The sequence below is a fragment of the Pseudomonas sp. CC11G genome (genome assembly GCF_056174845.1).
Genome location: NZ_JBWBZC010000017.1, coordinates 112,762 through 136,744, shown reverse-complemented (window position 1 = coordinate 136,744; position 23,983 = coordinate 112,762). Strand labels below are relative to the sequence as shown.

23 protein-coding genes are annotated in these 23,983 nt (G+C 62.4%); 4 read left to right on the top strand and 19 right to left on the bottom strand.

Translation table 11 applies throughout. The features are described 5' to 3' along the window. Positions 1–15: 15 nt before the first annotated feature. A complete protein-coding gene (locus tag AC0V2S_RS19380) occupies positions 16–495 on the bottom strand; it encodes an RNA pyrophosphohydrolase (RefSeq protein ID WP_108099135.1) in 480 nt (159 codons plus the stop codon). A 153-nt stretch (positions 496–648) separates the two neighbouring features. On the opposite strand from AC0V2S_RS19380, the gene AC0V2S_RS19375 reads away from it, so the two are divergent. Beyond that, positions 649–1,305, top strand: coding sequence for a histidinol-phosphatase (locus tag AC0V2S_RS19375; RefSeq protein WP_475511131.1), 657 nt, complete (start codon positions 649–651; stop codon positions 1,303–1,305). A gap of 109 nt (positions 1,306–1,414) precedes the next feature. Here the strand turns inward: AC0V2S_RS19375 and AC0V2S_RS19370 are convergent, their stop codons facing one another. Then, positions 1,415–1,855 carry a DUF2269 family protein gene (locus tag AC0V2S_RS19370; protein WP_475511130.1) on the bottom strand — a complete coding sequence of 147 codons (441 nt, stop codon included), beginning with the start codon at positions 1,853–1,855 and terminating at the stop codon, positions 1,415–1,417. A 63-nt stretch (positions 1,856–1,918) separates the two neighbouring features. Then, positions 1,919–3,484 (bottom strand): threonine ammonia-lyase, biosynthetic, encoded by a 1,566-nt coding sequence (gene ilvA / locus AC0V2S_RS19365; RefSeq protein WP_475511152.1) that lies wholly within the window; start codon positions 3,482–3,484, stop codon positions 1,919–1,921. 76 nt (positions 3,485–3,560) lie between these two features. Here ilvA and rpiA point away from each other — a divergent pair, with 76 nt between their 5' ends. Continuing rightward, positions 3,561–4,235, top strand: coding sequence for a ribose-5-phosphate isomerase RpiA (gene rpiA, locus AC0V2S_RS19360; RefSeq protein WP_475511129.1), 675 nt, complete (start codon positions 3,561–3,563; stop codon positions 4,233–4,235). Between the two features lie 119 nt (positions 4,236–4,354). On the opposite strand, the gene AC0V2S_RS19355 is transcribed toward rpiA, so the two are convergent. Then, complete coding sequence (locus AC0V2S_RS19355) at positions 4,355–5,269, bottom strand: SdiA-regulated domain-containing protein (protein WP_475511128.1); 915 nt, start codon at positions 5,267–5,269, stop codon at positions 4,355–4,357. A gap of 140 nt (positions 5,270–5,409) precedes the next feature. On the opposite strand from AC0V2S_RS19355, the gene AC0V2S_RS19350 reads away from it, so the two are divergent. Beyond that, positions 5,410–6,426: an AraC family transcriptional regulator gene (locus AC0V2S_RS19350; RefSeq protein ID WP_475511127.1), complete on the top strand. Its 1,017-nt coding sequence runs from the start codon at positions 5,410–5,412 to the stop codon at positions 6,424–6,426. Positions 6,427–6,487: 61 nt separating this feature from the next. Here the strand turns inward: AC0V2S_RS19350 and hexR are convergent, their stop codons facing one another. After that, positions 6,488–7,366, bottom strand: coding sequence for a transcriptional regulator HexR (gene hexR, locus AC0V2S_RS19345; RefSeq protein WP_108095141.1), 879 nt, complete (start codon positions 7,364–7,366; stop codon positions 6,488–6,490). A gap of 165 nt (positions 7,367–7,531) precedes the next feature. On the opposite strand from hexR, the gene zwf reads away from it, so the two are divergent. Further along, positions 7,532–8,956 carry a glucose-6-phosphate dehydrogenase gene (gene zwf / locus AC0V2S_RS19340; RefSeq protein ID WP_475511151.1) on the top strand — a complete coding sequence of 475 codons (1,425 nt, stop codon included), beginning with the start codon at positions 7,532–7,534 and terminating at the stop codon, positions 8,954–8,956. A 99-nt stretch (positions 8,957–9,055) separates the two neighbouring features. On the opposite strand, the gene AC0V2S_RS19335 is transcribed toward zwf, so the two are convergent. From AC0V2S_RS19335 to AC0V2S_RS19270, 14 genes are all read right to left on the bottom strand, one after another. Next, positions 9,056–9,685 carry an SCO family protein gene (locus AC0V2S_RS19335; protein ID WP_475511126.1) on the bottom strand — a complete coding sequence of 210 codons (630 nt, stop codon included), beginning with the start codon at positions 9,683–9,685 and terminating at the stop codon, positions 9,056–9,058. A gap of 73 nt (positions 9,686–9,758) precedes the next feature. Then, positions 9,759–10,148, bottom strand: a complete 390-nt coding sequence (locus AC0V2S_RS19330) for a YbaN family protein (RefSeq protein ID WP_475511150.1) — start codon at positions 10,146–10,148, stop codon at positions 9,759–9,761. Positions 10,149–10,151: 3 nt separating this feature from the next. Further along, positions 10,152–10,745, bottom strand: coding sequence for a biliverdin-producing heme oxygenase (locus tag AC0V2S_RS19325; RefSeq protein WP_475511125.1), 594 nt, complete (start codon positions 10,743–10,745; stop codon positions 10,152–10,154). Positions 10,746–10,854: 109 nt separating this feature from the next. Further along, the gene (locus tag AC0V2S_RS19320; RefSeq protein ID WP_475511124.1) at positions 10,855–12,180 is read right to left on the bottom strand and encodes a TolC family outer membrane protein; all 1,326 of its coding nucleotides are present in this window, start codon (positions 12,178–12,180) and stop codon (positions 10,855–10,857) included. Continuing rightward, positions 12,177–13,421, bottom strand: a complete 1,245-nt coding sequence (locus AC0V2S_RS19315) for an HlyD family type I secretion periplasmic adaptor subunit (RefSeq protein WP_475511149.1) — start codon at positions 13,419–13,421, stop codon at positions 12,177–12,179. The genes AC0V2S_RS19320 and AC0V2S_RS19315 overlap by 4 nt, the downstream gene beginning before the upstream one ends. A gap of 99 nt (positions 13,422–13,520) precedes the next feature. Continuing rightward, entirely contained in the window at positions 13,521–15,290 is a 1,770-nt protein-coding gene (locus AC0V2S_RS19310; RefSeq protein ID WP_475511123.1) for a type I secretion system permease/ATPase, read from the bottom strand. A 167-nt stretch (positions 15,291–15,457) separates the two neighbouring features. Further along, positions 15,458–16,069, bottom strand: coding sequence for a heme acquisition protein HasA (locus AC0V2S_RS19305; protein WP_475511122.1), 612 nt, complete (start codon positions 16,067–16,069; stop codon positions 15,458–15,460). 97 nt (positions 16,070–16,166) lie between these two features. Beyond that, on the bottom strand, positions 16,167–18,755 hold the full coding sequence (locus AC0V2S_RS19300; RefSeq protein ID WP_475511121.1) for a TonB-dependent receptor: 2,589 nt from the start codon (positions 18,753–18,755) through the stop codon (positions 16,167–16,169). Positions 18,756–18,995: 240 nt separating this feature from the next. Beyond that, positions 18,996–19,967: a FecR family protein gene (locus AC0V2S_RS19295; RefSeq protein ID WP_475511120.1), complete on the bottom strand. Its 972-nt coding sequence runs from the start codon at positions 19,965–19,967 to the stop codon at positions 18,996–18,998. Between the two features lie 111 nt (positions 19,968–20,078). After that, positions 20,079–20,579 (bottom strand): RNA polymerase sigma factor, encoded by a 501-nt coding sequence (locus AC0V2S_RS19290; protein ID WP_475511148.1) that lies wholly within the window; start codon positions 20,577–20,579, stop codon positions 20,079–20,081. A gap of 97 nt (positions 20,580–20,676) precedes the next feature. Continuing rightward, the gene (gene cyoE / locus AC0V2S_RS19285) at positions 20,677–21,576 is read right to left on the bottom strand and encodes a heme o synthase (protein ID WP_475511119.1); all 900 of its coding nucleotides are present in this window, start codon (positions 21,574–21,576) and stop codon (positions 20,677–20,679) included. Positions 21,577–21,603: 27 nt separating this feature from the next. Further along, the gene (locus tag AC0V2S_RS19280) at positions 21,604–22,635 is read right to left on the bottom strand and encodes a COX15/CtaA family protein (protein ID WP_475511118.1); all 1,032 of its coding nucleotides are present in this window, start codon (positions 22,633–22,635) and stop codon (positions 21,604–21,606) included. Positions 22,636–22,649: 14 nt separating this feature from the next. After that, a complete protein-coding gene (locus AC0V2S_RS19275) occupies positions 22,650–23,219 on the bottom strand; it encodes a hypothetical protein (RefSeq protein WP_475511147.1) in 570 nt (189 codons plus the stop codon). Between the two features lie 14 nt (positions 23,220–23,233). Beyond that, entirely contained in the window at positions 23,234–23,962 is a 729-nt protein-coding gene (locus AC0V2S_RS19270; protein WP_475511146.1) for an SURF1 family protein, read from the bottom strand. Positions 23,963–23,983: the final 21 nt, after the last annotated feature.

The following is a 23,983-nucleotide window of genomic DNA, read 5'->3' as shown; positions in this document are numbered from 1 at the left end:
AATTTTTTGAGTGTTTCAGTCGCGCGCTAACAACCGCGGGGCCAGTTCCTTCAATGCGCGGCGGTACACCTCACGCTTGAATGTCACGACTTGCCCCAGCGGGTACCAGTAACTCACCCACTTCCAGCCATCGAACTCAGGTTTGTTGGTCAAATCCATGCGTACGCGCTCTTCAGCGGATTTGAGGCGCAGCAAAAACCACTTCTGTTTCTGTCCGATGCACAGCGGTTGGCTGTGGGTTCGGACCAAACGCTGCGGCAGACGATACCGCAACCAGCCACGGGTACAGGCAAGAATCTGCACATCTTCTTGCTCCAGCCCCACTTCTTCATTCAATTCGCGATACAGCGCCTCTTCCGGCGACTCATGGTCATTGATACCGCCCTGGGGAAACTGCCAGGCATCCTGATTGATACGACGTGCCCAGAGCACTTGCCCAGCATCATTGGTCAGAATGATGCCGACATTAGGGCGAAAACCATCAGAATCGATCACGGCACAACCTCGTAAACGCATGTTTCGGCATTCTTTCACAAAGGTCGTGATGCCAGCAACGCGACTACCAACCTTATGGGCAGGTGCGTGTAAAGGCCGTATTCTGTGGCCCCCCTGAGATCCCCACTAGTGACCTGTAAAGCGAGATTACCCATGCGCCTGGCTTTGTTCGACCTCGATAACACCCTTCTGGCTGGCGACAGCGATCATGCGTGGGGCGATTACCTGTGCGAACGCGGCATCCTCGATGGTGTGGCGTACAAGGCGCGCAACGATGCCTTCTATCAGGACTACCTGGCGGGCAAGCTGAATATCACCGACTACCTGAATTTCAGCCTGGAAATCCTTGGCCGCACCGAGATGGCCCAACTCGACCAATGGCACCGCGAATTTATGCGCGATTGCGTCGAGCCGATCATCACGCCCAAAGCGCTAGCCCTGCTGGACCAACACCGCGCAGCCGGCGACAAGCTGCTGATCATTACTGCCACCAACCGCTTCGTGACGGGGCCGATTGCCGCTCGTCTGGGCGTGGATACCTTGCTGGCGACCGAATGCGAAATGGTCGACGGCCGTTACACCGGGCGTACTACCGATGTGCCGTGCTTTAAGGAAGGGAAGGTGACGCGGTTGAATCGCTGGCTGGCTGAAACCGGCCTGAGCCTGGAGGGCAGCTACTTCTATAGCGATTCGATGAATGATTTGCCGCTGCTGGAAAAGGTGGCGAACCCATTTGCCGTGGACCCGGACCCGACGCTGCGTGCTGAAGCGGAGCGCCGTGGTTGGCCGGTGATCAGTTTGCGCGGCTGATTGGCTGTTGTAGGAGCGAGGGGGCGGCCATCCGCTTGCTCGCGAAGCTTTTAGAACAGCAAAAGCTTCGCGAGCAAGCTCGCTCCTACCATAAAAATGCGGTGTGGCCTTAAGCCGGCTTCGCGCCCATCAACCCCATGATGGCCACCAGCAGCACCAGAATCAGCACGCCGTAAACCAGAGCAAACCGCTGCAACCGCTGTGGCGCCGCGACCGGGCCCAGCGCTTCCCAGGCCGCTAAACGGCCCGACAGCAACAAGCCCACCACAAACAGCACAATAAACAGGCCGGTACTGAGCAGCAGCCACAGCTGGCTCAACGGCCAGCCGGCGATATGTACCAGGTAAAAGCCGCTGACAGGCAAGGTCGCCGCCAACACAGCAAAGACCGGCAGGCTCATCAGCCGGGTGCGCCGCACTTTGCGCTGCAGCACGGCCAGGTCGCCGCGCTTCTGGGCTTTCCACAACATCAGAATGTGGGCGACTACGCCCAGCGGCAGCAGCACGGCAATCGCGCTGTGGAGGATCTTGAACAGCAGGTAGTGTTCCATTCGTGCATCCCTGTCAGGCGGTGTGCGCCTACCACGGGACGTGGCGGCGCATCTGATCGTTGATTAACCCAAAAACAGCTTGTAGGCCGGATTGGCGCTTTCATCCCAATAGGGATAGCCGATTTCTTCCAGTGCGGCGGGCACCAGATGGCGCTCATCTTCCGGCACTTGCAGGGCGGCGAGAACGCGGCCATCAGCCGCACCGTGGTTGCGGTAGTGGAACATGGTGATATTCCAGCGCCCGCCCAGCTTGGTGAGGAAGTTGAACAGCGCGCCCGGACGCTCCGGGAATTCGAAGCGGAATACCGTTTCATCCGGCACGGCGGCGGCATGGCCACCGACGGTGTGGCGAATATGCAGCTTGGCCAGTTCGTTGTCGGTCAGGTCCAGCACCGGGAAGCCTTGGGCGCGTAGGCCTTCAACCAGCGCGGCGCGCGGGTCGGTGTCCGGGTGGGTCTGCACGCCGACGAAGATGTGCGCTTCTTTTTCGGTGTGGTAGCGGTAGTTGAACTCGGTGATCTGCCGCTTGCCGATGGCTTCGCAGAAGGCCTTGAAGCTGCCCGGCTTCTCCGGGATGGTCACGGCGATGATCGCTTCGCGGCCTTCACCCAACTCGGCGCGCTCGGCCACATGGCGCAGGCGGTCGAAGTTGACGTTGGCGCCAGAGTCGATGCCCACCAGCACCTGGCCGGTGATGCCTTCGCGCTCTACGTATTTCTTGATCCCGGCCACAGCCAGGGCGCCGGCCGGCTCGGTGATCGAGCGGGTGTCGTCGTAGATGTCCTTGATCGCCGCACAGATTTCATCGGTGCTGACGGTGATCACTTCGTCCACGTAGTCGCGGCAGATCTCGAAGTTCAGCTTGCCGATCTGCGCCACCGCCACGCCGTCGGCGAACAGCCCGACCTGGCCTAGTACCACGCGTTCGCCAGCAGCCATGGCCGCTTGCAGGCAATTGGAGTCATCCGGCTCGACGCCGATGATCTTGATTTCCGGACGCAGGTATTTAACGAAAGACGCGATACCGGCGATCAGCCCGCCGCCGCCCACCGGTACAAAAATGGCGTCGATCTGGCCCGGCTGCTGACGGAGGATCTCCATCGCGACGGTGCCTTGGCCGGCAATCACGTATTCATCGTCGTAGGGGTGGATATAAACGTAGCCCTTTTCTTCGACCAGCTTCAGCGAGTGCGCCAGCGCTTCGGGAAAGCTGTCGCCATGCAATACGGCTTTGCCGCCACGGCTGCGCACGCCCTGCACCTTGAGTTCGGGCGTGGTGCGCGGCATGACGATGGTGGCTTTTACGCCCAGGTGTTTGGCAGCCAGGGCCAGGCCCTGCGCATGGTTGCCGGCCGAAGCGGTGACTACGCCGCGAGCAAGTTCTTCCGGGCTCAGTTGAGCCAGCTTGTTGTAAGCGCCACGAATCTTGAACGAGTACACCGGCTGCAGATCTTCGCGTTTCAGCAAAATCTGGTTGCCCGTGCGCTCGGAAAGCTGGCGGGCGGGCTGCAACGGGGTTTCTACCGCGACGTCATAAACGCGCGAGGTGAGGGTCTTCTTCACGTACTGTTCAAGCATGGCGGCATTCTTGGTTGTTCGGCGGGTCGGCCAGTCTACTCCAGCGCTCAGGCGCGCGGCCACCCGCTATCCGGCCAGCGAGGCTATAATCCGCGCCTTCCCGTTTACCTCAGGCGCAGAACCCGCGATGACTCAGGATCAACTCAAACAGGCCGTGGCTCAGGCGGCCGTCGACTTCATCCTTCCCAAGCTGAATGACAAGAGCATCGTCGGCGTCGGCACCGGCTCCACGGCCAACTGCTTTATCGACGCCCTGGCCAAGCACAAAGGCGCTTTCGACGGCGCCGTGGCCAGCTCCGAAGCCACCGCCGCGCGCCTCAAAGGCCATGGCATTCCCGTATACGAACTCAACAGCGTCAGCGACCTGGAGTTCTATATCGACGGCGCCGACGAAAGCGACGAGCACCTGAACCTGATCAAAGGCGGCGGCGCGGCACTCACCCGCGAGAAGATCGTGGCGGCCGTGGCGCAAACCTTTATCTGTATTGCCGACGGCAGCAAGCTGGTGCCGGTGCTGGGCAACTTCCCGCTGCCGGTGGAAGTGATCCCCATGGCCCGCAGCCACGTGGCCCGCGAGCTGGTGAAGCTGGGCGGCGACCCGGTGTACCGCGAAGGTGTGATCACCGATAACGGCAACATCATTCTCGACGTGATGAATATGCAGATCACTAACCCGGCCGAACTGGAAACCCAGATCAACGCGATTGTGGGCGTGGTGACCAATGGGTTGTTTGCGGCGCGTGGGGCGGATCTGTTGTTGTTGGGGACGAGTGAAGGGGTTAAGACCCTCAAACGCGGCTAAGTCCTCGCCCTATCCGACATTCTGGGTCCCCGCCTGCGCGGGGACGACGGAGTCTTCTGCACCACCACCGTCATCCCCGCGAAGGCGGGGATCCAGGTACGGTGAAATCAAGCCCTCACTCAATCCCCCTTCTTGAAGACATAAAACAAATTCGGCTCGCTGACGATATACAGATTGCCGTGGTTATCACTGGCAATCCCCTCGGCCTGTGGCACGGTTTTCTTCAGCCCGTGCTGGCCGCGTAGCAACGACAGTGTGCTGATCGGCTTGCCATTCACATCCAGCTCGATCACCAGCCGCGACTCATCCGACAGCGCCAGCAAGTGCCCCGTGGGCACGTCGAAATCCAGGCTCGACAGGTCGCGCACAAACAGCCCGGCATCGCGCTTGGGGTCGTCCACCACGTGCACGGCGAAGGGGCGGTCGACGTTGGTGTGGGGGAAACCGTGCACCTCATAGATGCGCACCGGGTCGCGCTCCTTCGCTACAAACAGGCGTTTTCCCTCGGGGTCGTACGCCAGCCCTTCAAAGCCTTTATTGCCATTCAAACCAATGCCCAGCGACAGCTGATCGGCATCTGCAGCGCGCACCGTGGTGGAGCTTTCGTCCAGGCGCACCTTGATCAGCCGCTGCTGGCGCTCATCGGTGATTACGTACAGGCCGGGGCTGATGTATTCCATGGCCTCAGGGTCGCCAAAGCCCAGTAGCGGAATACGCCGTAGCACCTTGCCTTCCAGCGTCAGTTCGATGATCTGCGGGTTCTTGTTGGTCACGGTAAACAGGGTGTTGCGATCCGGGTCATACGTCAGCGCCGACACCTCTTTCACCCCTTCGATGGGCATCCCCTCCACGGTCACCCGGTAGGCCGGCAACCACATCGAGCGCGCCCGCCAATCGGCACCATGGCGCCATTCTTGCACTTGAAACCAGGCCCGCTCGAACAGCCGCAGGTCCTGGCCGGCGATTGCCAAAAGGATCAACGCGCCGAGCACCACGGCTCCCAGCAGGTACTTCAAGGTCAGCAGACGACGCATCGGGGGCGTTCTCGCACAGGTGGCAGGGTAAAAAAGCGGCGCTAGAAATAGCACAGCCATGCTGAATTGAAACTTAACCGTCCACGCCGGTTGCAGCCAGAGAAGCCGGCGTTACAAGAAGAAGCAGCCAAGGAAGAAAAATGGGTTTTTCATTACTTCCCGAAGACCGTGCCAGAACCACCCTTCACACCATTGCGCTGGCTGTCAGCCAACTCAGCGTAAACGGCATTCCTCACCAGCGCCTGCTGATGGATAGCGGTCTCACCAGCGCTGACCTGGAGACCCCGGAAAAGCTCATCAGTCCGGCGCAGGAACTGCGGGTTTTCGCCAACGCCATTCACTGCACCCGCGACCCGGCACTCGGCTTGTCGATGGGCCTGCGTATGCATGTATCGGCCTACGGCATTCTCGGTTACAGCATGCTCGCCAGTCGGACGCTGCGCGACGCGCTCAACCTGGCGCTGGCGCAACCGACCCTGCTCGGCACCTATTTCAAACTGCACCTGGAAGAAGACGGCGACGAAGCCCGGCTAGTCGCGCGCGGCTATCGCTACGCGCCGGAGCTGATGGTGTTCAACACCGAGCTGTGCCTGAGCTCCTTGCTCACCGTCATCCGCGACTTGCTCGGCGAGGCGGTGCGTCCGCGTCGTGTGCAATTTTCGTATCGCCCGCCGCTGCATGCCCAGGCGTATACGCGGCTGTTCGGTTGCCCGGTGGAGTTCGGCGAGTCCATCAGTACGTTGTGTTTTAGCGCCGCGTTGCTCGACCGCGAACTGCCGCTGGCTGACCCGGTGAGCTGTCACCACGGCATTCAGCAATGCCTGAAACTGGCCGCGCAACTGGATTGCGGCCAGGACGTGCTGGAGCAGATCCGCCAGCACCTCTCCACCAACATGCGAGAAGCCAGCAGCCTGGAGCGCGTCGCCAACCACCTGCACCGCAGCGCCCGCACCTTGCGCCGCCATCTCACGCGAATGAACACCAGCTACCAGCGCCTGCTTGATGAAGTGCGTTACGACAAGGCGCGGCAATTGCTGATGCAAACCGACTTGCCCATCTACCTGATTGCCGAGCAACTGGGCTACAGCGAAACCGCCAGCTTTCGCCATGCGTTTTTGCGCTGGAGCGGGCAGACGCCGAGTGTGTACCGGCGTTAGCGAGTAAAAACCCACCCATAAAAAAGCCCGCTGCTGCGGGCTCTTTCATGCGTGTGAGCGATCAGTCGGCGCGTGCATCGTCCGCCGCTTTCAGCGACTTGGGCGACAACCGCAAACTGCGCAAGCTGCGCTTCACGCTCTTCAGGTGATTTACCAGGGTCGGGCCACGGGCCATTGCCACGCCCATCGCCAATACGTCGATCACCACCAGGTGAGCGATACGCGAAGTCAGCGGCGTATAGATCTCGGTGTCTTCCTGCACATCGATGGCCAGGTTGACGGTGGACAGCTCGGCCAATGGGGTCTGGCTCGGGCAGAGGGTAATCAGGGTGGCACCGGTCTCACGCACAAGGTTGGCGGTGATCAGCAAATCTTTGGAGCGCCCCGACTGCGAAATGCAGATGGCCACATCGGTCGGCTTCAATGTCACCGCCGACATCGCCTGCATATGCGGGTCGGAGTAAGCGGCGGCGGTCAGCAGCAGGCGGAAGAATTTGTGTTGGGCATCGGCAGCCACCGCGCCCGACGCACCAAAACCGTAGAACTCCACGCGCTGCGCTTGCGAGCAGGCGGCGATGGCGTGTTGCAGGGCTTTGGGGTCGAGCTTTTCGCGCACCTCGATGAGGGTGTGCAGGGTGGTATCGAAAATCTTCAGGCTGAAGTCGGCGACCGAGTCATCTTCATGAATGGCGAACTGACCGAAGCTGGCGCCAGCGGCCAGGCTTTGCGCCAGCTTCAACTTGAGGTCCTGGAAACCGGTGCAACCGATGGCTCGGCAGAAGCGCACGATGGTTGGCTCGCTGATGCCAACGCTGTGGGCCAGATCCGCCATGGAGCTGTGCATCACGGCCGCAGGGTCGAGCAGCACGTGATCGGCGACTTTCAGCTCCGACTTTCGTAACAGGTGACGCGACTGGGCAATGTGTTGCAAGAGGTTCAAGGGATTGGCTCTTTTGATGAGTTATGATCGGCCGATGCCGGGTTTGTAGCGCGCGTGTAGTTATACTACATGACCTTCCCGACGCCCAGCCAAACCACGCACAGCGGGCAAAAAGCCTCGCAACACAAAGGCCGGAGGCCCCCTTTGCTAACAATCCCTTGCGACATGCTCGTCTTCGGCGGCACCGGTGATTTGGCGCTGCACAAGTTGCTGCCGGCGCTCTACCACCTGCACCGCGATGGCCGTCTGCATGAAAGCACGCGCATTCTGGCCCTGGCCCGGAGCCCGATCACCCGCGCGGCTTACCAGACCCAGGCGCAACGACGCTGCCGGGCCCAAGTGGCACGCGCCGACTTTGATGCCGCGACCTGGGCCAGCTTCGCCGAGCGCCTCGACTATTTTCAGATCGACGCCTCGCAAAGCGCCGACTTCAGCCGCCTGGCCCGCCACCTCGGCCCGGCCGGCGAGCGCGTGCAGGTTTACTACCTGGCCACCGCGCCAAACCTGTTTGAAGACATCGCCCGCCATCTGAAAACCTCCGGCCTGGCCGGGCCGAACTCGCGCATCGTGATCGAAAAACCCATCGGCCATTCGCTGGAGTCGGCCAAGGCCATCAACGCCGCCATCGGCGCCGTGTTCGATGAGTCGCGGGTGTTTCGTATCGACCACTACCTGGGCAAGGAAACGGTGCAGAACCTCATGGCCCTGCGCTTTGCCAATATGCTGTTCGAGCCGCTGTGGCGCAGCGGGCATATCGACCATGTGCAAATCAGCGTGTGCGAAACCCTCGGCGTGGAAAACCGTGGCGCCTACTACGACCGCTCCGGTGCGATGCGCGACATGGTGCAAAACCACCTGCTGCAGCTGCTGTGTCTGGTGGCAATGGAAGCGCCGGCGCAATTCAATGCCGAGTCGGTGCGCGATGAAAAACTGAAAATCCTCCAGGCGCTGAAGCCGATTCAGGGCATGGACGTGCACGACAAGACCGTGCGCGGCCAATACACCGCCGGCAAGATCGGCGGCCAGGAAGTGCCGGCGTATTACTTCGAAAAGAACGTCGACAACGACAGCGACACCGAGACGTTCGTGGCCCTGCAAGTGGCCATCAACACCTGGCGCTGGGCCGGCGTGCCGTTCTACCTGCGCACCGGCAAACGCCTGGCGAAAAAGACCTCGGAAATCGTTATCCACTTCAAGCAGGTGCCGCACCTGCTGTTCGACAACACCCAGCCCAACCGTCTGATCATTCGCCTGCAACCGGAAGAGCGCATCAGCCTGCAACTGATGGGCAAGACACCAGGCAAAGGCATGCGCCTGGCGCCGGTGGAGCTGGACTTGAACCTGGCTCAAGCCTTCCGCCAGAAACGTCGCTGGGATGCTTACGAGCGGTTGCTGCTGGATGTGATTGAAGGCGACTCGACGCTGTTTATGCGCCGCGATGAAGTGGAGGCGGCGTGGAAGTGGGTCGACCCGATTCTCAAGGGCTGGCAGGACAACTACCAGGACCCGCGTCCGTATGCGGCCGGCAGCAATGGGCCGGAGCAGGCGCAGAGTTTGTTGGAGTTGCAGGGGCGTAAGTGGGCCGAGTGAGGTTCTTTGTTTCGGCTTAAAACCAATCGAGGCTGAAGCCTCTCCCACAGTGGACCGCAATCCCTTGTGGGAGAGGCTTCAGCCTCGATGCTTTTGATCTTATTGCTTCACCATCTCCGGAATCTGCACCGCTAGCTTGGCGTTATTCAACGGCGCCCGAATAAACCCACGCTGCGTGCCATCCGGGCCGATCACCACCAGATTGCCGCTGTGGTCGACGGTGTAATTCTCTTTGCTGGTATCACCCGGAATAAACGGAATGCTCACCGCATTGGCGAGTTTCTGGATGTTCGCCAGCTCACCGGTCAGCCCCTGAAACTGCGGGTCGAAGTAGCCCAGGTATTTTTTCAGTTGGTCGGGCGTATCGCGGTTGGGGTCCACGCTTACCAGCACCACGTTCAGGTTATCCACCGCCTCTTTGGGCAGCTTGGTTTTCAGCTCACGCAGTTGTGCCAGCGTCGTGGGGCAGATGTCCGGGCAGAAGGTGTAGCCGAAAAACAGCAGGCTCCATTTGCCTTTCAACTGGTCCACTTGCACCGGCTCGCCCAACTGATTGGTCAGCGTCAGGTCGGGTAGGGTGCGGCTTTGTGGCAGCAGAATAATGCCGGCATCGATCATTGCCGCCGGGTCTCCGTGGCCTTTGCCACTGAGCACGCGGTTGACGGTCAGGCCAAATACCAAGGCCACGATGGCGACGAGTATCGCGACGGTGATTTGCTTGCGGGTCATAGGATGGGCAGCTCGGCAGATCGAAAGGTGCACGGTACCCCATCGGCGTGCGGCTGCGAAACAGCCAAGCGTTTCAGGATCTACGCGCTTCCGGCCGCGACCAGATCCACGCCGCACCACAGCTCATTCCCACTGCAGCAAATGCCACCGATGGCCAGTGATTGACCGTCAGCACCATGATGCTCAACGCCACCAGCATGCTCAGGCTGGCCATCAGCTTGGTGCGTCGAGTGATGACGCCGCCGTCTCGCCAGTTGCGCAGCAGCGAACCGAAAAGGCGCTGGTTCTCCAGCCACGCAGCCAGGCGCGGCGAACTGCGCGACGCCGCCCAGGCTGCCAGCAGTACGAACTCGGTGGTCGGCAAGCCCGGAATGATCACCCCCAGCACCGCCAGACCGAGGCTAAGGTACGCCAGCACCAGCCACAGCCAGCGTAGGGGCCGGCGGGCGGCAGCGGGTCGCAGGCTTCAGGCAAAGGTGCGTTCCAGATGATCGGCAAAGCGGTTGAAGGCGGCGATGGCGGCAGCTTCGGCCTGGCGCTCTTGCTCGGCATCCAGCACCACACCATCCAGCGCGGCGACGAACTTTTTCCAGCCCTGCGCGCGGCCGCCTTCGGGTTCGCCGAGGTGCCGGGCACCGAACGTGTCGCTCAACTCCAGCGCTTCAGCGCGCTTGATCAAAAAAGCCGCCCCCAGCTTCGAGCCTTCCGACACAAATACCCAACCCAGCGCGGCGCCCAGCCCGTGCTGCTGCGCACGTACGGTTTCATCGCCTTCAGGTACGGCGTGGTTCAGGTCGGCCAGGTCCAGGCGCGCTTCTTCTACGCGGGCACGGCTGGGGAGGTCGTCAACGATCTGCGCCAGCTCGGCATTGTTGTAGAGGTTTTCCAGGTCGTACTGGAACAGGTATTGAGCGGCGACGAACTTGGCGAAGTTTTCCCGGTTGCCGAACGGGTCGTGGCTTTTTACCAGGGCATCGAGGCGGCTGTGGGGCTCGTGGGTCAGGGCGTTCAGGCGCTGCGAGCGCAGGGCGTGGGTGAGTTGCGATGCTTGGGCGGTCATGGCGAAGAGTCTCGAAAGGGTGGGCGGCTAAAGGGGAAACCTTGGCCTCTAGACGTTAATGACGTTTTAGGCGGAAAAACCCGTAATGAAATCTGAAATTAATTTCTGCTCATCCGGCGAAGTAGGTGGCTAACGCCTGCATGTCCTGCGCCTGTAGCGATCCGGCCAGATAGCGCAATTGCAGCCACGCCCGCAGGTAGGTGTAGCGGCTCTGCGCCAGGTCGCGGCGAGCGCTGTAGAACTGTTGTTCGGCGTCCAGCACATCGAGGTTGACCCGCTCGCCCCCGGCCACGCTTTTGCGGGTGGCCTCGATCAACGTACTCGCCGAAGCCACCGCCAGCTCATAGGCGCGCACCTTGGCCACGCTGCTCACGCACAGGTTGTATTGCTTGCGCAGTTCGTTGAGCGTGCTGGTGGTTTGCGCGTCCAGTTCATAGCTGGCTTGTTCATATTGGCGCGCGGCCTGGCGTGTACCGGCCGCTGTACCGCCGCCGGCAAACAGCGGCAGGCTCACCTGAATTCCGATGCTGTCGGTGTCGTATTTCTGGTTGTAGCTGCTTTCCGAGTCGGAGTTGGTTAGCCGCGAGCTGGCGTACACACTCAGGGTGGGCAGGTGATTGGCGCGCCGTTGTTCTCGTTGTTGCTCCGCTACCGACAAGGCCTGACGCTGCGCTGCCAGCTCGGCATTTTCGGCCATGGCCAGGTCTCGCCAAGCTTCGAAACGCGCCGGTTGCAACGGCTGCACGGCAAAGCCGTTGTGCAGCGGCGTGAGGTCTTGCAGGGTCAGCGGTTCGCCGACAATCACCTGCAGCTCGCGCAAGGCGGCGTCCAGGGCATCGCGCGCGTCGATCTCGCTGGCCAGGGCCAGGTCGTGCCGGGCCTGAGTTTCCAGCACATCGGTGCGCGTGCCTTCGCCGTCTTCGAACAGCCGACGATTCAGCTGCAATCGTTCGGCATAGGCGTGGCGCTGGGCTTCGGCCAGGCTGATTTGCTCGCCGGCCAGCAGCGCTTCGCTATAGGCCTGGAACAGGCGCACCAGCAGTTCCTGACTGCGGCCGCGAAAACGCTCATCGGCGAGCAAGGCCTTGGCTTCGCCTTCGCGGTAGCTGGCCCACGCGCCGTAGTCGAACAGCGGTTGCTGCAGGGTGATGCTCGAGGAATAACTGCGGTAGTCGCGGTTACTCTTCACATCGCCGACCACCGTTTGCGAGGTCACCTCGGATTCATTGCGCGCGTTGTTGTAGCTGTACGACACCTTGGGCAGCAACGCGGCGCGGCCGATGGCGAGGTTCTCGCGACCGGCTTCGCGCTCCTTGATGGCGGCGTGAAAGGTCGGGTCGTTGCGCAGCGCCAACGCATAAGCGTCTTGCAGTGCAAGGGCGTGGGCGGTCGGGCTAAGTGGGGCCAGGGCGAGGCACAGCAGCCAGCGTTTCATTCTTCGGCCATCGCCATATGGGTACGGTCGAGCAGTGGCTTGAACAGGTAGCTGAGCAGCGAGCGTTCACCGGTGCGCACAAACGCCTGCACCGGCATACCGGGGCGAATCTCCACGCCGGCCAGTTGCTGCATGCCCGCTTCGCTCACCTGGGCGCGCACTTTGTAATAGGGCTCACCGGTTTTTTCGTCTTCCAGGCGGTCGGCTGATACCAGTGTGACGGTGCCGCTGACCCGGGGTGTTTTGCTCTGGCTGAACGCGACAAACAGCAGCTCGACTTCCAGGCCCGGGTGCAACTTATCCACAAGCTCGACCGGCGCGCGGGCATCCACCAGCAGCGGCACATTCTTGGGCACGATTTCCATCAATTGCTGACCGGGGCTGATCACCCCGCCCGGCGTAAACACGCTGAGCCCCACCACCGTGCCGCTGGCCGGCGCGCGGATTTGCGTGTTGGCCAGTTCGAAGTCGGCGGCGCGCAGGCGGCTGGCCAGGTCCTGGGCTTTGAGTTGGGTATCGCCCAGTAGCTGGCGCAGGTCGCGCTGGTATTCCTCCTGGCGCTGGCCGATGCGCAGTTTTAGTTCCAGCACCTGGCGTTGGGTGCGGCCCAGGTTGCCGAGGTCTTCGGCGATGGCGCCATTGAGCTGCGCATACAGGCGCTCGCTTTCCAGCAGACGGTTGCGCGACAGGTAGCCTTCGCGCGCCAGGTCGCGTTGGCCGCTGAGTTGCTCGGCCAGCGCCGCGCGTTGTTTTTCCTTGTGGGCCATGGAGTCGCGCACGCCCTGCAGCATGGCCTGGCTGCCGGCGATAGTTTCCCTGAGGCCGTCCACTTCCATACGTAATGCATCGCGACGGCTGCTGAGCAATTGCCGCTGCAGCTGCAAGGCATTGGCGACCCAGGGATCACTCTCGGCGGCCAGCAGATCACTGGCGAAAGAGATGGTTTGCTGGCCGTCGCGCTCACTGGTCAGCCGCGCTTCGCTGGCACGCGCATTGATGTATTGCGCGTACAGCGACTCGCGCTGGGCGCGGGTTTGCGTGGCGTCCATCTGCACCAGCACTTGCCCGGCGCTGACGCTATCGCCATCGCGCACCAAAATTTTTTCGATCAGGCCGCCTAGCTGGTGCTGCACCACCTGCCGGCTACCGGCGACCACCACGTTGCCGGCCACCGGCACGCCTTTATCCAGCGGCGCCACGGCGGCCCACAACACAAAACCACCAAAACCGAGCAGCACCATCCAGCGGCCCAGACGGGTAAAGCGGCGCTCGTCCAACGGCAACACCGGCGCGAGCGGGCGAGTAGTTTCTACAAAGGCATTCACGATACGTCTCGACCGTCAGGGTTTGCTGGCATCCAGGCGATAGCTCGCACTGAAACTGGGCGTGGCCACCGGCGCAGGGCGGGGCGGGCCGACGGGGGCAGGTGCGGCGGCACGTTGCAACTCCTGGGTGACCCGCGCGGTCGGCCCGAACGCCTGCATCTGCCCGGCGCGCAACACCAGCAGGTTGTCGACGCCGGCCAGCAGGCTGGATTTATGGGTGATCAGCACAACGGTGCTGGCGTTTTTTTTCAGTTCGGCAATGGCCGCCAGCAGCGCGCGTTCGCCGTCTTCGTCGAGGTTGGAATTGGGCTCATCGAGCACCACCAAGGCCGGCATGCGATACAGCGCACGAGCCAGGCCGATACGCTGGCGCTGGCCGCCGGACAACCCGGCACCACCTTCGCCGAGCAGCGTGTCGTAGCCGCCGGGCAAGCGCAGGATCAGGTCGTGCACACCGGCCTGCCGCGCCGCCTGCACCACGTAGTCGGCATCCACTTCGGCGAAGCGGGCAATGTTCTGCGCGATGCTGCCGGCGAACAGCTGCACGTCTTGCGGCAGGTAACCGATATGCGGGCCGAGCTGCACCTTGTCCCATTGCTGCAGGTCCGCGCCGTCCAGGCGCACCTTGCCGGCGGCGGGTGCACCCACGCCGACCAGCAAGCGCGCCAGGGTCGACTTGCCCGAGCCGGATGCACCGATCACCCCCAGCGACTGCCCGGCCGCCAGGGCAAAACCTATCGCGCTCAGGCACTGGCGGCGCGTGCCGGGTGCAAAGGCGCTGAGTTGCTCGACGCTCAACGCCCCCACCGGCACCGGCAGCGGCATACCGATTTCCCGCGCCGGTTGGGCTTGCAGCAGCGCCAGCAAACGTTCGTAGGCCTGGCGCGCCGAGGCCCATTGGCGCCATACGGCAATCAATTGGTCGATGGGCGCCAATACCCGCGCCATCAGAATGGAGCCGGCGATCATCATGCCTGGCGTAATCGCATGCTCCAGAGCGAGCCAAGCGCCGAGGCCGAGTACCAGCGATTGCAACGTCATGCGCACGCCCTTGGTCCAGGCGCTGATCACCGCCATCCGTTCACTGGCCAGGTTCTGCCGCGCAAGAAAACCCTGGTGCTGCGCCAGCCAACGGTGGCGCACGGCATCGAGCATGCCCATGGCCTCAATCACCTCAGCATTGCGCAGGTTGGCGCCGGCCTGCTGGGTGGCGGCCATCGACAATTGCCCAGCCTCGGCGAGCGGCGCATGGGTGAGGCGTTCATTCAGCCAGGCCAAGCCCATCAACAGCAGCGCACCGACCACGGCAAACAGGCCGAGCCACGGGCTGAACAGAAAGATCACCGCCAGGTACAGGGGAAACCACGGCGCATCGAAGAAGGCGAACAGCGCGTTACCGGTGGCGAACTGGCGCAGCGCCGTAAGGTCGCTCAACGCTTGCCCGGCGCCGCCCTTGCCGGCCTGCAAACCGGCCTCGAAGCTGGCGGCAAACACCCGTTGGTTCAGGCGCATGTCCATCTGCGTGCCGAGGCGAATTACCACCAGGCTGCGCACCCATTCCAGCACGCCCATAAAGGCGAACAGACCGACAACCATCAGGCTGAGCATCACCAGGGTCATCTCGTTACCGGAAGCCAGCACCCGGTCGTAGACCTGCAACATATACAGGGCCGGGGCGAGCATCAGCAGATTGATCACCGCCGTAAACAGACCGATGTTGGCAAAGCCTGCGCGGTAGGCGAACAGTGCGTGCAGCACTTCATTACGCGGCGTGGAACTGGACATGCGTTACCCCAAGGCGGCTGCGCGGGCGATTGACGCCTGCCACGCGCAGCCACAGAATTCGGAACCCCAACGTGAGCCCCGCAAAAGACACGCGTTGGGGCAGTACCAAAAGGCGAGTGGAGGAGCGATCTTCCATTCGCTTTTTTTGCCTGCTCTTCGGGAAGAGATCAGGCCGCCAGCGCGAAGTCCTCGGCTGGCGTTTGCACACCCACCGCTTCGGCTGGCGATACGCTCAACGGGCCGGCAGCCAGAGCGGCAGCAACGACGTCGAAGGTGTCGTCGGTGTCGACGCCGTAGGCCGACAGGATGGTGTCCAGCGCCGAATCCAGGGCAGTGGCGTCGCCGCTCATCAGGCCGTAGATCACCTGGTGAACGATGCCGGACTGGCCTTGGCTGAGCAGGGTGGACAAGCCCAGACCATCGAAGCTGACTTCTTCTTCACCGGGGGCGAAATCGAAGCCCGTGGTGGAGCTGTAGACCACGTCGGTGCCCAGCGAAATGCTGTCCAGCGTGCCGTACACGGTGTGTGCCGGTGGCGAGAACAGCGAGTAGCTCAGGCTGCCACCGGCAATAAAGCCGGCATCGCTTTCCTGGCTGCTCAACGAGTACTGAGTGCCGCTCAGCGAACCTGGGTAGAAGCCGCCGGTGTTCGGGCCGTCTTCTTCCACTTCACCGACGCGGTGGTTGGCGTCACCGAAGTAACCGGCCCAATCCGCCAGGTAATCGCTAATTTTCCAGCCGCCGTATTCAGTGACGTTGTAGGTAATGGAAAGGCTCATGCAATTTCTCCAATTGAGGTTTCACTTAGGCCCGCCGTGCTACAGCCCGCTGCACAACGGCTTTGCCCTCCATGGGCAAATTCGGTTTTGTTGAACGTCAGAAGGTGTATTCCACGGTGCCCTGCAGCGTGCGGCCGCGGCCGAGGGTGAACGCCAGTACGTCGCCTAGCGGTACCAGGTAGGCGCGGTCGGTGAAGTTATCCAGGGCCAGGCGCAGGGTCAGGGAGTCGGTGGCTTTGTAGCTGCCGTACAGGTCGTAGACGGTGTAGGACTTCCAGTCGGCGGGGTACACCTGTTCCTTCGCGGCGTCGTCGCCCGGGTCCAGCGCGTAGCCTTCGCTGTACCGGGCGCGGGCGCCGATATCCACTTTGCTGTCGAACAGGCGGGTGCCCAGGGTCAGGCTGCCGCGGTCCATGGGCATGTGTTCGGCGGTGCCCATGATGCCGCCGCATTTGACCGAGGCGTTGGCGGCTTCATTGGGAATATGGCCGATCTTCGGCGGCCGCCGACCGGTACCGTCTACGCCGGTCAACACCCCGCCCAGCCACGCCTCTTTTTTGCAGTACTGGTTTTCACCAATCATGTGGGTGTAGGTGAAGTTGCTGTAGTAAGCACCGGCGTCGTAGTCGAACTGGTATTCAACGCCGCGAAAGCGCGTGCTGGTCAGGTCGTTCACATAGGCCGAGTTGGACAGGCTGGGCAAGCCAATGCCGGGGCGCCACAAGCCGATGCCCAGAAAGGTGTAGTTGTCGATACGGGTGTCGAAGTACGACACCTTGAGGCCCAGTGCATCGTTTTCGGTCAGCAGGTTTTCCTTGAGGATGTTGAAACCCACTTCCCAAGACTGCGAGCTTTCCGGTTTGAGGTAGGGGTTGGGGTACAGGGTTTCCGTGCCGCCACTGTGTGGGCGCCCGGACACCAGGGTTTCGGTCACCGCCGGCGGGCGCCAGCCTTCGCCGTAGCTGGCGAACACTTGCAGCCAATCCACACCGGGCTTGATGGCGATGCCGAAGGTGGGCGAGAACTGGCCTTCTTCGCGGTCCACGTCGTAGCGCACGGCTTCTTCGTATTGGCCCGTGGTGCCGATCACATACAGGCGCCGGTTGAGCCCGGTTTTGCCGGTCAGGTGGTAACGGTCGTAACGCAGGCCGGCGTTCAAGGTGAGCCAGCCGTCGTAATCCAGCTCCAGGTTGGTGAACACGCTGCCCATGGCGCGTTCGCCTTTGGGGGTCATGCCTTCGGAGGACGAAACGTCGGTGGCCGAGGTCGCGGCTACCGCCTGGTTGGAGTCGGGGCGGACCTTGTCGAGAAAATATTCCAGGCCGTAGTTGGCCTTGAAATCAGTGCTGTCGGCGAGGGCGAAGGTGGAGGTGTTCTCCAGCTGCATGCCGTAGGTTTTGGTCTGGTAGGTGACCTCGTAACCCGGCGTAGTGCGCACCGCCACGGCGGTCTGTTGGTTGCTGTTGTCGACGTAGTAGAACTTGGCTTTCAGGTCGATCAGGGGGTTGTCCGGTGTGTAGCTGTAGTCGATGGCGTAGTTCTCGGACAGCACATCGCTGCTGCCGTTTTTGCTCCACAGCTCGTCGCTGTCTTCGACGTCCATGATGCCCGCGTCGTCGTAGGTCACGTGGGTGCGCAGGTAGCTGAACTGCACGCGCTGATCTTGCGGGAGGTTGAAGCCGAGCTTGGCCAGGCGCGATTTCATCACCGAGCCGGAGTACGCCACCGACGTTTCCTTCACGCGGTCCTGAACCCCGGCAAAGGTCGCCGTACCGGTGCGCAGTTCACCGATGTCACCATTTGTGCCCGGGTCGTAATCCCCCAGATGCCGCTCACTGGCGGCCACCAGAATGTCGCCAATTTCATTGCCCAGGGCGAATACGCTGCTGCCGATAAAGTCGGTGCCGTTGGCATAGCCACCCAGGCCCGTGGTGGCGCGCACCCGGCCGCCGAATTCCTTGCCTTCGTGAATAAAGTCGCGGGCATTCACCGTGCTGAATTCGGCGATGCCGCCAATCACCCCGGCGCCGCCCATGCCCGACGTGACGCCTTTTTCGACGGTGACGCCGCTGAGGAGCTCCGGGTCGATATACATCGTGCCGTTGCGCTGCTGGTGGCCGCTCTGCTGGTAGTTCTGGCGCATGCCGTCGATGTTCATGTTCACCCGGCCGTAGTCCTGTACGCCGCGGATGTTGACCGACAGGCCGGGGTCTTGCTGGCTGACGGCGGTGTACACGCCGGAGGTTTGTTCGAGCATGTCGGCGGCATGCCGGGGCGGGTTGCGGTTGATCTGCTCCTGGGTGATGACGCTGACCGAACGCGGCGCCTGGTACACCCAGGCATCGTCCAGGCGCTGGGCGTTGATATCGGCCGCACCGAGGGCCACGGCGCTGCTCAGTTCCAGCCGGCGTTCCAGGCTCACTTCGCGCTCGCCGGTAAAGCGGTAGTTCACTGGCATGCCACGCAGCAGCGCGGCCAGGCCATCTTCCACGCTATAGGCACCTTTCAACGCCTGGGCTTGCAGACCGGCCAACTTGGCGCTGTCGAAAAATACCTGCACGCCGGCCTGTTCGGCGTAGGCCAGCACGGCGCTGCCCAGGGGTTGGGCGGGAATGTTGAAGGTGACCAAAGCGGTCTGTTGGGTGGCGGGCGTGGGGGCCGCCTGGGTCTGGACGGTTGCTCCCATCAGCAACACCCAACCGGCGAAGGTCGCGTGTAAGACGCGCTGCCGAGGTCGGGAAGTCTGTGCTTGGTTTTTCACGTGGCGGGCTCGCTGGTGTCGGCTAGTTGTTTTGATTAATGAAAATGAATCTCAACAAAGCAGACGAGCGAGGCGGCGAAAGTCAGTAAGAAAAAATTAAATAAGCCCGAAAATAAAAACGGCGGCCCTCAAGGCCGCCGTCTAGCACGCTGGTTTAGCGTTGTATCAATACAGCAATGTGACACCTGGGAAGTCGGCACGGCTGGCATGCAGCTCGGCGGTAACGGTCACCAGTGCTGCATCCAGGCTGTCGAGGCGGAACACGCCGCTGACTTCGCGCTGGGCCAGGTTCTTGTTGGTGATCATCAGCCAACCCGGTCGATAGCGGTTAAGTCGCTCGGCCACCTGGGCCAAGGGCACGCGGTCGAATACCAGCACGCCACGCTGCCAACTGCTGGCGCGGGCCACATCGAAATCGGGCAGCAGTTCAATGCCGCTTTCAGCGCTGTAACGGGCGGCCTGACCTTCTTGCAGCACCTGACGCGCAAGGCCACTTGGCGGTGGTTCGTTGAGGCTCAATTCCACGCTGTGTTGCAACACACCCATCCACGCGCCGTTTGATTCCTGGCTCACCACAAACTGGGTGCCGAGGGCGCGGCTACTGCCACCGGAACTGTCGACGATAAACGGCCGATGTTCGTTGTCGTCGAGGGGCGCCACATCAAAACTGGCGTCGCCGCGGAGCAATTCGACGCGCCGTTCGCTGCCGCTGTAATGCAGGTCGATGGCGCTGTTGGCATCGAGTGTGGCGATGCTGCCGTCGGGCAAGGTGATGCTGCGAATTACGCCTCGGCCGGTGGCGTGGTCGGCGAACAGTGGCGTCAGCATCGGCGCGGCCTGTTGCAGGCCAAGCAGTAGCAAAACGCTGGCCGCCGCACTGGCGACCCAGCGAGTAAGCGGCGCGCGCTTGCGCACCGGCAAGGCAACTGGCGCGTTGGCCGCGGCCGCCTCGCTACCAATGGCGGCGAGCAGGCTCCAGGTGGCGCGCGCATAGTCGAGCGCCGCGCTGTGGGCGGGGTCCTGGGCCAGCCAATGCTGCAGCTCGGGATCGGCGCTGGCGCCGCCCGCGTCCAGACGCACCGCCCAATCGGCAGCCTGCTGGCGGATCTCCTGCTCTCGGGTGTTGTAGCTAGTCACGTGGTTTCTCTAATTCGAAACAACCGGGGTTATTCAATTCGAATTTGTCGTTATAGGAATGCAGACGTCTGAGGCGCATTTTTTCAGTAAACCGTTGGTCGCGACCAGCCTTCACCGTTGCTGCAACCGCTCGGTGATATGCGCCAGCGCCTTGGCCAAATGCTTTTGCACCGAGCTGTCGGAGATATCCAGTAGCCGCGCCACTTCGCTGTGGGTCAGGCCCTGCACCCGGTTGAGTTGGAAGATCTGCTGAGTGCGCGGCGGCAAGTCGGCCATGGCGGTGCGTAGCAGGCGCAGGCGTTGTTCGGCGTCCAGCGCATCGTCGAGCGCCGGGCGCTCGTCTTCGATATGCACCAGGGCTTCATGGGGTTGGCTGTCGGTACGGCGGCGCTGCTGCTGGCGAATATGGTCGACCAGCAGGTTATGCGCGGTGCGGTAGAGGTAGGCCTGGGTGTTGTCGATGACGTCCTTGCCCTGCTGCTCGGCCAGGCGCAGAAAACTTTCCTGCACCAGGTCGGCGGCCAGCTCAGGGTCACGGACTTTACGCGTCAGCAGTCCCTGCAACGTACGGGCGTGCTTGAGGAACAGGCCCCTGAGGTCGGTCTCGGCCACGCGCTCCAACATCCATATTTCGGGAAGAGGGGCGCCATGCTAGACAAGAAGAGAACCTGTTGCAATTGAGATAGGTTGTTAACTGGGCTTCTGCCGGTTATTGCGCGAGCAGAAAGTAGTGGTCCACCAGCAGCGCGATAAACAGCAAAAACAGGTAGTAGATGCTGTATTTGAACGTGTTGATGGCTGCATGGGGTTTGCTGTCGAAATACAGCACCCAGCTCCATTGCAGAAAGCGCGCTCCGAGGGCCACGGCGCAGGCCAGGTACAGCACGCCGCTCATATGAATCACATAGGGCATTAAGCTAACCGCCAGCAGCACCAAGGTGTAGAGCACGATATGCACCTTGGTGTAATGCTCGCCGTGGGTGACCGGCAGCATGGGGATATCTGCCTTGGCGTATTCCTCCTTGCGGTGAATGGCCAGGGCCCAGAAGTGCGGTGGGGTCCAGGCGAAAATGATCAGCACCAGCAGCAGCGGTTCGGCACTCACATGCCCGGTAACCGCCACCCAACCCAGCAGCGGTGGCGCCGCGCCAGCCAGGCCGCCGATGACAATATTCTGCGGCGTGGCGCGCTTAAGAAAACCGGTATACAGCACCGCATAACCGAGCAGCGAAGCGAGGGTAAGCCAGGCGGTGAGTTCGTTGGTAAAGGCCAGCAACACCACCAGGCCGAGTACCGACAACACCATGGCAAAGGTCAGCGCCGCCACCGGCGATACGCGCCCTTCGGCGAGCGGGCGTTTATGGGTGCGGGCCATTACGGCATCGATCCGCCGGTCCACCACATGGTTCACCGCCGCCGCACCGCCGGCACACAGGGCGATGCCCAGGTTGCCGAACACCACCACCGTCCACGGCACGCCGGCGCGGGTGGCGAGGAACATGCCGACCAGGGAGGTGATCAGCATCAGCACCACCACCTTGGGCTTGGTCAGCTCCAGGTAGTCGCGCCAAAGCGCTTGGCTGTGACCTGCACTGAGTAGAGTAGCCATGGCGTCTCTCCTTCTTCTTTTTATAGGTCAGGTAGCCGACTGGCTAACCCAATTTTTTGCCGCTGCAGGCGCCGCAACAGCGGCCGCACGCAGGCGGTAGTTCAGCAAAACCAGAGTCAGTAACAGCAGCGCGCCGCCGGCGTTGTGGGCCACGGCAACCGCCAGCGGCAGGTGCAGCAATACGTTGCTGACGCCCAGGCTGATCTGCACTGCCAGCGCCAACACCAGCAAGCCGGCCAGCTTGCCGTGACCGGCACGGTGCAGCTGCCAGGCCAGACCCAGCAGCACCAGCGTGACCAGCATGGCGCCCAGGCGATGGGTGAAATGAATGGCGGTGCGCGCATCGCTATCGAGTTGGCCGCCGAGGTAGTTGGGGCCGATGTGCTGGCTCAGGTGAAAGCCGTTGGCAAAATCCATTTGCGGCCACCACTCACCGTGGCAGGTCGGCAGGTCGATGCAGGCTACCGCCGCGTAGTTGGAACTGACCCAGCCGCCGAGGGCGATCTGTCCGATCACTACCAGCAAACCCACAGCCGCCAAACGCCGCAGATGCACCGGCACGCTGGGCAGACTTTCCAGCCGACCCGACAGCCGCAGCGTCAGCAAAAACAACAACGACAGCGTGGTAAAGCCGCCGAGCAAATGCGCCGTCACTACCTGCGGCCACAGCTTGAGCGTGACCGTCCACATGCCGAACGCCGCCTGTGCCACCACCACGGCGAGCAGCAACAGCGGCAGTTTCAACGGTTGCCCAGGCGTCCCGCGACGGCGCACGGCTACTGCCGCCAACGCGACGATCAACAGCCCTAAACTGCCGGCGGCATAGCGGTGAATCATCTCGTTCCAACCCTTGTGCGCTTCCACTGGCGCATGGGGGAAATTGGCTTCGGCATGGGCCAGCTGCGCTTCGCTGGCCGGCACGCTGATAAAGCCATAGCAGCCCGGCCAGTCCGGGCAACCGAGGCCGGCGTGGGTCAGGCGGGTATAGGCGCCGAGCAACACCACCACCACGGCCAACACGGTGGCGAGCAGTGCTAAACGGAATCCGGGCTTGGCCATCGTCGTCCCTTCTTTCAGCCGATATTCGAGAGTTTCAGCAGCAGGCGCAGGTCATTGAGAATGGCCTTGCCCTTGGTTTTGGCGTCGTAGCGCAGCACCAGATTGCCGTGCGGGTCGATCAGCCACAGTTGCGGTTCGGCGCCAGTGGCGGGGGTGGCTTTGCCGTAGGCCTGGGCGTCGAGGCCGTAGCGGTCCAGGCGCGGATAGTCGCGGGTCAGTTCGGCGTTATAGGTCTCGCTTACCGGTTGCGCGGTGGCCAGGCCATGGGTGGCGCGCGAAGCTTCGCGGCCCAGGCCGATCTGGATTTGCCGCGCCAGGTACACCAACTGGCGGCAGTCATCGGTACAGGCGGCGGGAGCGGTGACCACGATCTGCCAGGTGTCGGCTTCGTCGCCCTGAATGCCCAGGTCGGTGCGGCTCTGGCCGTTGCCGATCAACTCGCCGCTGTAGTTACGGCCCTCCGGCACCCAGAAGCGAAATTGGTACATGCAGGTGGCCAACACCATCGGGCCGATGGTGAGCACCAGCAGCAGAATCAACTGCAGGCGGCCTTGGCGACGAGGCGGTACTTGATGCTGTGGCATGGGCATAGCTGGATTCATTTTTGTTCTCCCAGAATTGGCTCGTGCTTGGGCGTAGCGTGAAAACCGAAATAGATAAAAAGACCGAGCAGTGCTGCCGCCAGGGCAAACCACTGCACGGCATAGGCCTGATGACGCTCCGGCCCCATAGCCACCACCGGCCAGTCGGCCTGGTAGGCGGCGGGGCTGGGTTCCAGGCGCACTTCATAGGCAAGGCCGGTGCGACCCAACTGCTGCCACAAGGCCTGCGGGTGCACGGCGTTGACCAGCAGCGGCCATTGGTTGCTCGGCGCATCGGCTTGCAGTTGGAAGGTGGCGCCTGGTGGCACGTAAACCCAGGCGTCCAGGCTCTCCATGGTCGGTGAGGTGGTGTATTGCGTCGGCGTGCGACGGTCTGGCCACGGCAGCCAGCCACGGTTCACCAGCAGCCACAGGTTGCTGGCCTGGTCATAGAAGGGTTGCAGCAGTTCGACGCCGGCCTGGCCATCGCGGGTGCGGTTATCGAGAAGCACGCTGTGTTGCGCATCGAAATGGCCGCTCAGGTGCACGCGGCGGTAGGCTTTGTCGGCGATGTTTTCCAGCTCGCTGATGGGCATGGGGTCGGCAGTGCGGCGCGCGTCGTAGCTGGCCAGCAATTGACGTTTTTCTTCGGCCCGCGCCAGCTGCCAGAACCCCAACAGCACCAGCACCGGCAGCAGCACGGCCACCACCAGAGTCGGCAGCCAGCCAGGGCGAAACCGCCTCAACAGACGTTGCCGAACAGCGGC